The sequence below is a fragment of the Thermomonas haemolytica genome, assembly GCF_004346265.1.
GTDB classification, from domain to species: domain Bacteria; phylum Pseudomonadota; class Gammaproteobacteria; order Xanthomonadales; family Xanthomonadaceae; genus Thermomonas; species Thermomonas haemolytica.
In genome coordinates, this window is the sequence record NZ_SMAP01000003.1 from 118,199 (window position 1) to 129,032 (window position 10,834).

Consider the following 10,834-nt stretch of genomic DNA (forward strand, 5'->3'; position numbering starts at 1 on the left):
GGCTCCCTGGCGGCCCCGCGCGGGCCGCCGGCCGCGGCGGCTCCTATACCATAGGCGCATGAGCCAGGACCGCCTCGTCGCCCCCGCCGCCCGTCGCGAAGAAGACGCGCTGGACGCCAGCATCCGCCCCAGGCGCCTGCACGAATACCTCGGCCAGGCCCCGGTGCGCGAGCAGATGCAGATCTACATCGAGGCCGCCAAGGGCCGCGGCGAGGCGCTGGACCACGTGCTGATCTTCGGCCCGCCGGGCCTCGGCAAGACCACGCTCTCGCACGTCATCGCCAACGAGCTGGGCGTGAACCTGCGGGTGACGTCCGGCCCGGTGATCGAGAAGGCCGGCGACCTGGCCGCGCTGCTGACCAACCTGCAGCCGTTTGATGTGCTGTTCGTGGACGAGATCCACCGCCTGTCGCCGGTGGTCGAGGAGATCCTCTACCCGGCGATGGAGGACTGCCAGATCGACATCATGATCGGCGAGGGCCCGGCCGCGCGTTCGATCAAGCTCGACCTGCCGCCGTTCACCCTGATCGGCGCCACCACCCGCGCCGGCCTGCTGACCGCGCCGCTGCGCGACCGCTTCGGCATCGTGCAGCGGCTGGAGTTCTACTCGCCGGAGGAGCTGGCGCGGATCGTGCGCCGCTCCGCGCAGATCCTCGGGATCGCCTGCGATGCCGACGGCGCGGGCGAGCTGGCGCGGCGCTCGCGCGGCACGCCGCGCATCGCCAACCGCCTGCTGCGGCGCGTGCGCGACTTCGCCCAGGTCAAGGGCGACGGCCGCATCGACGCCGCCACCGCGCGCGCGGCGATGGACATGCTGCAGGTGGACCCGGAGGGCTTCGACGAGCTCGACCGCCGCCTGCTGGGCACCATCATCGATGCCTTCGACGGCGGCCCGGTCGGGGTGGAATCGCTGGCCGCGGCGCTCTCGGAAGAGCGCGGCACGCTGGAGGACGTGGTCGAGCCCTACCTGATCCAGCAGGGCTTTTTGGTGCGCACCGCGCGCGGCCGCATGGCCACGCCCAAGGCCTACCGTCACCTCGGGTTCCAGCCGAAGGCGGGCACCCCGGGGCTGTTCGAGGCCGGCGATGGCTGAGCCCTTCGCCTGGCCGGTGCGCGTGTATTGGGAGGACACCGACGCCGGCGGCGTGGTGTACCACGCGCAGTACCTGGCCTTCATGGAGCGCGCGCGGAGCGAGTGGATGCGCGCCGCCGGGCTGGACCAGGACACCCTGCGCCGCGCGCACGACCTGGTGTTCGTGGTGCGCGCGATGGAGGTCGATTTCCGCGCCCCGGCGCGCCTGGACGATCAGCTTTCGGTCAGCGTGGCCCTGCTTGAATGCGGCGGCGCCAGCCTCGTGCTGGCGCAGCGGATCGAGCGCGCGGGCACGCTGCTGGTCGCGGCGCAGGTGAAGATCGCCGCCCTGCGCGGCTCGGACTTCCGCCCCTGCCGCATCCCCGCGTTCCTGTTGCCGCACCTCATGCCATCCCCGGAGAGTCCTTGATGCTGCCGTCCGCCCTGCTGCAATCGTTGCCGCAAGCCCTGCCCGACACCGCCGCGGCCACTCCGGTGGAACTGGCGGCCAGCGGTGCGCCCGCGGCCACCGCCGCGCCGGCAGACCACGGCCTGGACATCCTGCAGCTGGTGCTGCACGCCAGCCTGCCGGTGCAGCTGGTGATGGCGCTGCTGCTGCTGGCCTCGCTGGCGTCGTGGGTCATCATCCTGCGCAAGAAGCGGGTGCTGGACCGCGCCGAGCGCGAGGCCGACCGCTTCGAGGAAACCTTCTGGTCCGGGGTCGAGCTGTCCAAGCTGTATGCCGCCGCCAGCGAGCGCCACCGTGCGATCGAAGGCATGGAGGCGATCTTCGAAGCCGGCATGCGCGAGTTCAACCGCGCCCGCCAGCGCCGCGGCGGCGACCCGCGCGCACCGCTGGAAAGCGCCCAGCGCGGCATGCGCGCGGCTACCTCGCGCGAGCTGGACGGGCTGGAGCGCAACCTCGAGTTCCTCGCCAACGTCGGTTCGATCAGCCCCTACGTCGGCCTGTTCGGCACCGTGTGGGGGATCATGATCTCGTTCCAGGGCCTGGCCAGCATGAAGGAGGCGACCATCGCCACCGTCGCGCCGGGCATCTCCGAGGCGCTGGTGGCCACCGCGATGGGCCTGTTCGCGGCGATCCCGGCGGTGTGGGCCTACAACCGCTTCGCCACCCGCGCCGAGCGCATGGCGGTGCGCTACGACACCTTCGGCGAGGAGTTCGCCTCGGTCCTGCAGCGCCAGGCCCAGGAAGGCTGAGCCGTGGCCCAGGCCCACGCCCGCCGCGGCCGCAAGCGCCGCCTGAAGGCCGAGATCAACGTCGTCCCCTACATCGACGTGATGCTGGTGCTGCTGATCATCTTCATGGTCACCGCGCCGCTGCTGAACGTGGGCGTGGACGTGAACCTGCCGCAGGCCGATGCCAAGACGCTGGAGCAGAAGCGCAAGCAGCCGGTGGTGGTGCAGGTGCGCAAGGACGGCCAGCTGGCGCTGACCTACGAGGGGCTGGACCGGCCGCAGGCGGTGGATGCCGCGCAGCTGGTGGCCAAGGTGCGCGCCTTCGTCGAGGCCGATCCGAATGTACCGGTGTACGTCGCCGGCGACCGCGACGTCAGCTACCAGACCGTGTACGAGGTGCTCTCGCTGCTGCAGCGCGACGCCAAGGTCCCGCGTGCCGGCCTGATGGGCGACCCCAAGAAATGACGGGCCGCGCGTGAAGCAGACCCGCGCCGACACCGGCATCGCGATCGCGCAGGCCGTGCTGCTGCACGCGCTGCTGTTCGCACTGCTGTTCGCCGGCCTGCGCTGGTCGCAGCGCAACGTCGCGCTGAGTGCGCAGGGCGATCCGATCGAGGCCGACCTGGTGGCGGTTTCCGACCTCAGCGCGCCGCTGCAGCGCGCCCTGCGCCGCGCTCCGGCCCAGGCGCCGTCGCCGGCGCCGCTGCCCGAGCCGCTGCCCGAGCCGCTGCCCAAGCCGCTGCCCAAGCCGCTGCCCAAGCCGCTGCCCAAGCCGCTGCCCGAGGACACCCCAGCGGTCCCGCCGCCGGCGCAGAAAGCGCTGCCGCCGCCGGTACCGGAGCCGTCGCCGGTGGAGCAGGAAAAAGTCCAGCGCGACGCGCCCTCGCCGCAGGTGGCCAAGGTCCCGCGCGAGCAGGAGGAAAAGCGCCGCCAGCCCGACCAGGCCGAGCTGGAATCGAAGAGGCAGGCGGAGGCGGAGCGCCAGCGGCTGCGTCAGATCGAGGAATTGCGGCGGCTGCGCGAGCAGGTCGCGCGCGAGCGCACCCAGGCCGAGATGCGCGCCCAGCAGCTGGCGGATGCGCGCACCGCCGCGGCCAGCCCGGCGCCGCCGCCGCCGGGCAACCGCGGCGCCGATCCCGGCCTGCAGGCGCGCTATGCCGCCGCGCTGCAGCAGGCGATCGCGCGCCAGTGGACCCGCCCGGAGTCGGTGCCGCTGGGCCAGCGCTGCCGCCTGACCATCCACCAGATCCCGGGCGGGGAAGTCACCAGCGTGGACATCTCGCCCGGCTGCCCCTACGACGCGCTCGGCCGGCGCTCGGTGGAGGCGGCGGTGCTGAAGGCCTCGCCGCTGCCGTATGCGGGCTTTGAAAGCGTGTTCAGCCGCATCCTGGAGCTCAACTTCGTGGCCGAGGACCGCTGATCGGTCAGGGCGTGCGTGCGTCCGCGCCCGCCGCCCGCGACGCCGCCTTCACGGTCTGCCTGCGTTCATCCTGCTGCTATCGTTATCCGACACTCTGTTCATCTTCGCGGACTCCTCGCCTTGCCCATGCCTGCATCCCGACGCCGTTCGCCCGCCCGCTTCGCCCTGCTGCTGTGCGCGCTGGCGCTGTCGCCGCTGGCGGCCTTCGGCCAGTCCAAGGGGCTGGAGATCGACATCGTCGGCGGCAACGCGGCCGCGCTGCCGATCGCGGTGGTGCCGTTCGGCGGCGATTGCGGGCAGACCGACGTGGCCGCGGTGGTGCGCGCCGACCTCGCCCGCTCCGGCCAGTTCCGTAGCCCGGACCCGGCCAGCCTGCCGGAGCGGCCGACCCAGGGCAGCGAGGTGGCCTATCCCACCTGGCGCATGTTCAAGCAGGATTTCCTGCTGGTGGGGCGCTGCATCCCCGGAGGCGAGGGCTACCGCACCGAGTTCGAGCTGTTCGACGTGGCCAAGCAGCAGCGCCTGCTGGGCCTGGCCCTGACCGCGCCGGCCAGCGCCATGCGCGACGTGTCGCACCAGATCAGCGACGCGGTGTACGAGAAGATCCTCGGGGTGCCGGGCGCGTTCTGGACTCGCATCGCCTACGTCACCGCCAGCGGCCTCGGCCGCAACACCCGCTATGCCCTGATGGTGGCCGACGCCGATGGCTACAACCCGCGCGCGGTGGTCAATTCCAGCGAGCCGCTGCTGTCCCCGGCGTGGAGCCCGGACGGCCGCAAGCTGGCCTACGTCAGCTTCGAGGGCGGCAATTCCGGGATCTGGATCCAGGACGTGGCCACCGGCAGCCGCGAGAAGATCACCAGCTTCCGCGGCATCAACGGCGCGCCGAGCTTTTCCCCGGACGGCACCCGGCTGGCGATGAGCCTGTCCAAGGGCGGCAACCCCGACATCTACGTGATGGACCTCGGCAGCCGCCACCTCACCCAGCTCACCAACCAGTACGGCATCGACACCGAGCCGGTGTGGAGCGCCGACGGCAGCACGCTCTACTTCACCTCCGACCGCGGTGGCCGCCCGCAGGTGTACCAGATGCCGGCCAGCGGCGGCAGCGCCAGCCGGGTCACCTTCGAGGGCAGCTACAACGCCAGCCCGTCGCTGTCGCCGGACGGCAAGAAGCTGGCCACCGCGCAGGGCGCCGGCAACGTGTACCGGATCGCGCTGATGGACCGCAGCACCGGCAGCGCGCGCTGGAGCATGCTCTCGCCCGGTTCGCTGGACGAATCCCCCAGCTTCGCCCCGAACGGCGCGATGCTGGTGTACGCCGCCCGCGAAGGCAGTCGCGGCGTACTCTATACAGTCTCCGCCGATGGCCGGGTGCGCCAGCGCCTGGGCCTCGCCGAGGGCGACGTGCGCGAGCCGGCCTGGTCGCCGCTGCGCAAGCGCTGATGCCGGCCGCCGGCGTGCGTTCCGGATTCTTGCTGTCGTTTTCCGCGATTCGTTCCGTGATTGATCCCGTGATCCAACCCAACCGTACCGAGGACCCCACCATGGCTGTTTCGATTCCGCACATCGCCCGCGTCCTGACCGTCGCCGCCCTGGCTTCCGCCGTGGCGGTGGGCTGCTCCAAGAAGGTCAAGGAGACCCCGCCGGTGCAGACCCCGGTGGACACCGGCGCCACCACCGCGCCGGTCGAGGCGCCGCGTTCCGGCATGTACACCCCGGCCGACCTCGACACCGATGCCTGCCTGCGCCAGCGCGTGGTCTATTTCGACCTCGACAAGGACGCGCTGAAGCCGGAGTTCCAGGCCATCATCAACTGCCATGCCAAGTACCTGCGCGACCGTCCGTCCGCGCGCCTGCGCCTGGAAGGCAACGCCGACGAGCGCGGCAGCCGCGAGTACAACATGGGCCTGGGCGAGCGTCGCGGCAATGCGGTGTCGGCCGCGCTGCAGGCCAACGGCGGCTCCCCGACCCAGCTCACCGTCATCAGCTACGGCGAGGAGCGCCCGGTCTGCGCCGAGCACAACGAGGAGTGCTGGGCGAAGAACCGCCGCGTCGAACTGATCTACACCGACAAGTGATGCGTTCGCGCGTCGTGTTGCTGGCCGCGGCGGTGCTGCTTGCACCGCCGGCGGCATTCGCCCAGCGCGCCCCCAGCCTGGCCGACCGCGTGGCGGCCCTCGAGCAGCGCGCGGCTGGCGATCAGAACTCGGTGGAGCTGGTGAACCAGATCGGCCAGCTGCGCAGCGAGGTCCAGGACCTGCGCGGCCAGCTGGAGGAGTTGCAGCATCAGCTGGAACAGGCCCGGCAGGGCCAGCGCGCGCAGTACCTCGACCTCAGCGGCCGCCTCGACCGCCTGGAATCGGGGCAGGCCGGCACGGCCCCGCCGCCGGTGGCCGCCCCCCCGGCCGCGCCTGCGGCGGCTGCCCCGGCCCCGGTGCGCCCGGCCGCCACTGCGCCGCCGCCCGCACCGGCCGCCACCCCGGGGCGCGACGAGCAGAGCGCCTACGGCTACGCGCTGGATGCCCTGAAGGCGGGCGACTACGTGGAATCCGCGCGTCGCCTGCGCGATTTCCTGGCCACCTATCCCGGCGGCAACCTGGCCCCGAACGCGCTGTACTGGCTGGGCGAAAGCTATTACGTCACCCAGAACTACGCGCTCGCCGCGCAGCAGTTCCAGGCCCTGCTGGACCGCTATCCCAGCCACGACAAGGCCCCCGGCGCGCTGCTGAAGCTGGGGCTGTCGCAGTACGGGCTGCGCCAGTTCGATGCCGCCAGCGCCACCTTCCGGCAGGTGCTGCAGCGTTATCCCGGCACCGACGTGGCGCGTACCGCCGAGGACCGACTGCGCTCGATGCAGGTGGCCGGCAGCCGTTAAAATGCCCGCATGAACGACGTCGCCGATGCGGCCGCCGCATCGGCGGCAGGCCAGGCCGAGCGCCTCAAGCTCACCGAAATCTTCCTCTCGCTGCAGGGCGAGGCCCGCGACGCCGGCTGGCCCACGGTGTTCGTGCGCCTCACCGGCTGCCCGCTGCGCTGCCAGTACTGCGATACCGCCTATGCCTTCCACGGCGGGCAGTGGTGGGAGATCGACGCCATCCTGCAGGAGGTGGCCCGCCACGGCGCGCGCCACGTCTGCGTGACCGGCGGCGAGCCGCTGGCGCAGAAGCGTTGCCTCGCGCTGCTGGAGAAGCTGTGCGACGCCGGCTACGTGGTCTCGCTGGAGACCTCCGGTGCGCTCGACATCGCCGGGGTGGACGCACGGGTGTCGCGCGTGCTGGACATCAAGACCCCCGGCTCGGGCGAGGTGCAGCGCAACCTGTGGGCGAACCTGGCGCTGCTGACCGCGCGCGACCAGGTCAAGTTCGTGATCTGCTCGCGCGCCGACTACGACTGGGCGCGCGCAGTGGTGACCGAGCATCGTCTGCCCGAGGTCTGCGACGTGCTGTTCTCGCCCAGCGCCACCCAGCTCGCCGCGCGCGAGCTGGCCGACTGGATCGTGGCCGACCGCCTGCCGGTGCGTTTCCAGGTGCAGCTGCACAAGCTGCTGTGGGGCGAGGAGCCGGGGAAATGAGCGCCTTCGGCGTCATTCCCGCGCAGGCGGGAGTCGCTCCTGCTCTTCGCTTCCCCCGAGCCAATCGCGGCAGCACCATCAAGCGCGATTCCCGCCTGCGCGGGAATGACGGTTCCAAGGATCCCCGGCAATGATCGAATCTTCAAAACCTGCGGTCGTCCTGGTCTCCGGCGGGATGGATTCCGCCGTCGTGCTCGCCATCGCCCGTGAGGCCGGCTTCGCGCCGTATGCCTTGAGCGTGCGCTACGGCCAGCGCCACACCTCCGAGCTGGACGCCGCTGCGCGCGTCGCCAGCGCGTTGGGCGCGGTGGCGCACAAGACCGTGCACGTGGACCTGCGCAGCATCGGCGGTTCCGCGCTGACCGATGACATCGCCGTGCCCACCGATGCCGACGGCCACGTGATCGGGCAGGGCATCCCGTCCACCTACGTGCCGGCGCGCAACACCATCATGCTGTCGGTGGCGCTGGGCTGGGCCGAGGTGCTGGGCAGCACCGACCTGTTCTGCGGCGTCAACGCGGTCGATTATTCGGGCTATCCGGACTGCCGCCCCGAGTTCATCGCCGGCTTCGAGGCGCTGGCCAACCTGGCCACCAAGGCCGGGGTGGAGGGCAGCCGCTTCCGCGTGCACGCGCCGCTGATGCGCATGAGCAAGGCCGACATCGCGCGCGAAGGCCTGCGCCTGGGCGTGGACTTCGCGCAGACCGTGAGCTGCTACCAGGCTGATGCCGAAGGCCGCGCCTGCGGCCAATGCGACGCCTGCCGCCTGCGCGCGCAGGGCTTCGCGGATGCCGGCCTGCCCGATCCCACCCGCTACGTGCCGGGGGCGGGCATCGGCTAGCCGGCATCGGTTAGAATGCGCGCCCCGGCGCAACGCCGCGGCGATCCTTTCGTGGGCCGTTAGCTCAGTCGGTAGAGCATCGGACTTTTAATCCGCTGGTCGTTGGTTCGATTCCAACACGGCCCACCATTTCCTCGCGGCAGTCGGTCTCCGAATCGGACTCAACCCGCTGGTCGTTGGTTCGATTCCAACACGGCCCACCATTTCCTCCGAGCGTTTGAGTCCTCGAGCAGTCGGTCCGGATCAGGGCTCGACGCGCTCACGCCTGCGCGAGCGTCGCGATCACCTCGCGGCCGTAGCGTTCCAGCTTGGCGGCCCCGACGCCGCCGATGCCGGCGAGGGCGCGGACGTCGCGCGGGGCGGCGAGCGCGATCGCGCGCAGGGTGGCGTCCTGGAAGATCACGTAGGCGGGTACGTTCTGGCTGCGCGCGGCGTCCGCCCGCCACTGCCGCAGGCGGGCGAAGCGGGCGGCCGCGTCGGCCGGAAGTTCGATCGTGGCGGCGCCGGTGCGGCGTTCGCCGGCGGTCGCGCCGCGGCGGCGTTCGCGGCGCGGTGGTTCGGCGCGCAGGTGCAGCGTGCGTTCGCCGCGCAGCAGCGGCTTGGCGGCGGCGGTCAGGCGCAGGGCGCCATGGCTGTCGAGATCGGTGTCCAGCAGGCCGGCGGCGACCAGCTGGCGGAACACGCCGCGCCACTGGGCGGCATCGAGCTCGCGGCCGATGCCGTAGGTGCTGAGCGCGGCATGCCCGAACTGGCGCACCTTGGCGGTATCCGCGCCGCGCAGCACGTCGATCACGTGCGCCGCGCCGAACCGCTGGCCGGTGCGGTACACGCAGGACAGCGCCTTGCGCGCCGCCTCGGTGGCGTCCCAGGTGCGCGGCGGCGACAGGCAGTTGTCGCAGCGGCCGCAGGCGCCGGGATGGGGCTCGCCGAAGTAGGCCAGCAGCGCCTGCCGGCGGCAGCCGGTGGATTCGCAATAGCCGATCAGCGCGTCCAGCTTGGCGTGCTCCAGCCGCTTGCGCTCGTCGCTGGCCTCGCCGTCCTCGATCATCCGCCGCAGCAGCACGGCATCGCCCATCCCGTAGGCCATCCACGCCTCGGCCGGCTCGCCGTCGCGGCCGGCGCGGCCGGTTTCCTGGTAATAGCCTTCCAGCGATTTCGGCAGGTCGAGGTGGGCGACGAAGCGCACGTCCGGCTTGTCGATGCCCATTCCGAACGCGATCGTCGCCACCATCACGATGGCCTCCTCGCGCAGGAAGCGGCGCTGGCGCTCGGCGCGGGTCTCGGCGTCCAGGCCGGCGTGGTAGGCCAGCGCGCGCAGGCCGTGCCCGGCCAGCAGTTCGGCGGTGGCCTCAACCTTGCGCCGCGAGAGGCAATACACGATCCCGCTTTCGCCGCGGTGCTCCGCGAGGAACTCCAGCAGCTGCCGGTGGCCGCCATCGCGCGGTGCCACCGCGTAGCGGATGTTCGGGCGGTCGAACGAGCTGATGAACTGGCGCGCGTCCTGCAACGCCAGCCGCTCCACGATCTCGCGCCGGGTGGGTGCGTCCGCGGTCGCGGTGAGCGCGATCCGCGGCACCTCCGGCCAGCGTTCGTGCAGCAGGGTGAGCTGGCGGTACTCGGGGCGGAAGTCGTGGCCCCACTGCGAGACGCAGTGCGCCTCGTCGATCGCGAACAGGGCGATCCGCACGCGTTCCAGCAGGCCCAGGAAGCGCGGGGTGAGCAGGCGCTCGGGCGCGACGTACAGCAGATCCAGCGCGTCGTCCGCGAACTGGCGCTCCACCGCCGCGGCCTCGGCGGCCTCCAGGCTGGAGTTGAGGAACGCGGCGCGCACCCCCAGCTGGCGCAGGGGTTCCACCTGGTCCTGCATCAGCGCGATCAACGGCGACACCACCACCGCGGTGCCTTCGCGCAGCAGCGCCGGCAGCTGGTAGCACAGCGATTTGCCGCCGCCGGTGGGCATCAGCACCAGCGCGTCGCCGCCGGCGAGCAGGTGTTCGACGATGGCGCCCTGTTCGCCGCGGAATCCGGAATGGCCGAACACGCGGCGGAGCGTTGCAAGGGCGGACGACGACATCCGGCTAGGGTAGCAAGCCGGGCCAGACAAGGGAGCGGGGCCGGACCATCCGGCCCCGCGCGCAGGCCCGTCGGGGACGGCTTATTCCAGCAGCGAACGCAGCATCCAGGCGTACTTCTCGTGGGTCTGCAGGCGCTGGGTCAGCAGGTCCACGGTGGGGTCGTCGTCGGCGTCGTCGGCGGTCTTGAGCACCTTGCGCGCGGTGCGGCAGACCGCCTCGTTGCCGTCCACCAGCTGCTGCACCATGTCGTGCCAGGCCGGCGCGGCGGCCTGGCCGGGCTCCTCGCGGATCGAACTGAGGCGGGTGAACTCGTGGTACGAGCCGGGCGCGTTGTAGCCCAGCGCGCGCATGCGCTCGGCGATGTCGTCCAGCGCGTTCCACTGCTCGGTGTACTGGGTCTCGAACATCAGGTGCAGGCTGTCGAACATCGGCCCGCTGATGTTCCAGTGGAAGTTGTGGGTCTTCAGGTACAGGGTGAAGGCATCGGCCAGCACGTGGCCCAGGCCCTCGGCGATCTTGCGGCGGTCGCCGGCGGCGATGCCGATGTCGATCGCACGGCTGCCGTCGGCATGCGCGGCGGTCTTGGCGGATTTGTGCTCGGACTTCTTCTTGGCCATGGCGGACTCCTCGTCGTGCCCGTGGTGGGCTTGGGGTG

13 protein-coding genes and 1 tRNA gene are annotated in these 10,834 nt (G+C 71.7%); 12 read left to right on the plus strand and 2 right to left on the minus strand.

Annotated elements, in window-relative coordinates; all coding sequences use genetic code 11:
• Nucleotides 1-58 precede the first annotated feature (58 nt).
• The 12 genes from ruvB (at nt 59) to EDC34_RS05410 (ending at nt 8,233) form a co-directional block, all read left to right on the plus strand.
• Nucleotides 59-1,093, plus strand: a complete 1,035-nt coding sequence (gene ruvB / locus EDC34_RS05360) for a Holliday junction branch migration DNA helicase RuvB (RefSeq protein WP_114959754.1) — start codon at nt 59-61, stop codon at nt 1,091-1,093.
• Nucleotides 1,086-1,502: a tol-pal system-associated acyl-CoA thioesterase gene (ybgC, locus tag EDC34_RS05365; RefSeq protein WP_114959753.1), complete on the plus strand. Its 417-nt coding sequence runs from the start codon at nt 1,086-1,088 to the stop codon at nt 1,500-1,502. Before ruvB ends, ybgC begins: the two co-directional genes overlap by 8 nt.
• Entirely contained in the window at nt 1,502-2,290 is a 789-nt protein-coding gene (gene tolQ / locus EDC34_RS05370; RefSeq protein WP_114959752.1) for a protein TolQ, read from the plus strand. Before ybgC ends, tolQ begins: the two co-directional genes overlap by 1 nt.
• Before the next feature lie 3 nt (nt 2,291-2,293).
• Nucleotides 2,294-2,734, plus strand: a complete 441-nt coding sequence (tolR, locus tag EDC34_RS05375; RefSeq protein ID WP_240311067.1) for a protein TolR — start codon at nt 2,294-2,296, stop codon at nt 2,732-2,734.
• Nucleotides 2,735-2,744: 10 nt separating this feature from the next.
• On the plus strand, nt 2,745-3,689 hold the full coding sequence (locus EDC34_RS05380) for a cell envelope integrity TolA family protein (protein WP_114959751.1): 945 nt from the start codon (nt 2,745-2,747) through the stop codon (nt 3,687-3,689).
• Between the two features lie 126 nt (nt 3,690-3,815).
• Nucleotides 3,816-5,135: a Tol-Pal system beta propeller repeat protein TolB gene (gene tolB, locus EDC34_RS05385; protein ID WP_114959750.1), complete on the plus strand. Its 1,320-nt coding sequence runs from the start codon at nt 3,816-3,818 to the stop codon at nt 5,133-5,135.
• 101 nt (nt 5,136-5,236) lie between these two features.
• Nucleotides 5,237-5,770 carry a peptidoglycan-associated lipoprotein Pal gene (gene pal / locus EDC34_RS05390; RefSeq protein ID WP_114959869.1) on the plus strand — a complete coding sequence of 178 codons (534 nt, stop codon included), beginning with the start codon at nt 5,237-5,239 and terminating at the stop codon, nt 5,768-5,770.
• A complete protein-coding gene (gene ybgF / locus EDC34_RS05395) occupies nt 5,770-6,567 on the plus strand; it encodes a tol-pal system protein YbgF (protein ID WP_165921017.1) in 798 nt (265 codons plus the stop codon). Before pal ends, ybgF begins: the two co-directional genes overlap by 1 nt.
• A 9-nt stretch (nt 6,568-6,576) precedes the next feature.
• Nucleotides 6,577-7,263 (plus strand): 7-carboxy-7-deazaguanine synthase QueE, encoded by a 687-nt coding sequence (gene queE / locus EDC34_RS05400; RefSeq protein ID WP_114959749.1) that lies wholly within the window; start codon nt 6,577-6,579, stop codon nt 7,261-7,263.
• Nucleotides 7,260-7,397, plus strand: a complete 138-nt coding sequence (locus tag EDC34_RS12225; RefSeq protein WP_162797677.1) for a hypothetical protein — start codon at nt 7,260-7,262, stop codon at nt 7,395-7,397. Before queE ends, EDC34_RS12225 begins: the two co-directional genes overlap by 4 nt.
• The gene (gene queC / locus EDC34_RS05405; protein ID WP_114959748.1) at nt 7,394-8,104 is read left to right on the plus strand and encodes a 7-cyano-7-deazaguanine synthase QueC; all 711 of its coding nucleotides are present in this window, start codon (nt 7,394-7,396) and stop codon (nt 8,102-8,104) included. The genes EDC34_RS12225 and queC overlap by 4 nt, the downstream gene beginning before the upstream one ends.
• Nucleotides 8,105-8,157: 53 nt before the next feature.
• Nucleotides 8,158-8,233, plus strand: a tRNA-Lys gene (locus tag EDC34_RS05410).
• Between the two features lie 130 nt (nt 8,234-8,363).
• Here EDC34_RS05410 and recQ read toward each other — a convergent pair.
• On the minus strand, nt 8,364-10,178 hold the full coding sequence (recQ, locus tag EDC34_RS05415) for a DNA helicase RecQ (protein ID WP_114959747.1): 1,815 nt from the start codon (nt 10,176-10,178) through the stop codon (nt 8,364-8,366).
• Nucleotides 10,179-10,259: 81 nt separating this feature from the next.
• A complete protein-coding gene (locus EDC34_RS05420; RefSeq protein ID WP_114959746.1) occupies nt 10,260-10,796 on the minus strand; it encodes a Dps family protein in 537 nt (178 codons plus the stop codon).
• Between the last annotated feature and the right edge of the window lie 38 nt (nt 10,797-10,834).

Bases quoted from the DNA above. Each gene is read 5' to 3' on its own strand.
- ruvB (WP_114959754.1), top strand. From the start codon at position 59: ATGAGCCAGGACCGCCTCGTCGCCCCCGCCGCCCGTCGCGAAGAAGAC.
- ybgC (WP_114959753.1), top strand. From the start codon at position 1,086: ATGGCTGAGCCCTTCGCCTGGCCGGTGCGCGTGTATTGGGAGGACACC.
- tolQ (WP_114959752.1), top strand. From the start codon at position 1,502: ATGCTGCCGTCCGCCCTGCTGCAATCGTTGCCGCAAGCCCTGCCCGAC.
- tolB (WP_114959750.1), top strand. From the start codon at position 3,816: ATGCCTGCATCCCGACGCCGTTCGCCCGCCCGCTTCGCCCTGCTGCTG.
- pal (WP_114959869.1), top strand. From the start codon at position 5,237: ATGGCTGTTTCGATTCCGCACATCGCCCGCGTCCTGACCGTCGCCGCC.
- ybgF (WP_165921017.1), top strand. From the start codon at position 5,770: ATGCGTTCGCGCGTCGTGTTGCTGGCCGCGGCGGTGCTGCTTGCACCG.
- queE (WP_114959749.1), top strand. From the start codon at position 6,577: ATGAACGACGTCGCCGATGCGGCCGCCGCATCGGCGGCAGGCCAGGCC.
- EDC34_RS12225 (WP_162797677.1), top strand. From the start codon at position 7,260: ATGAGCGCCTTCGGCGTCATTCCCGCGCAGGCGGGAGTCGCTCCTGCT.
- queC (WP_114959748.1), top strand. From the start codon at position 7,394: ATGATCGAATCTTCAAAACCTGCGGTCGTCCTGGTCTCCGGCGGGATG.
- recQ (WP_114959747.1), bottom strand. From the start codon at position 10,178: ATGTCGTCGTCCGCCCTTGCAACGCTCCGCCGCGTGTTCGGCCATTCC.
- EDC34_RS05420 (WP_114959746.1), bottom strand. From the start codon at position 10,796: ATGGCCAAGAAGAAGTCCGAGCACAAATCCGCCAAGACCGCCGCGCAT.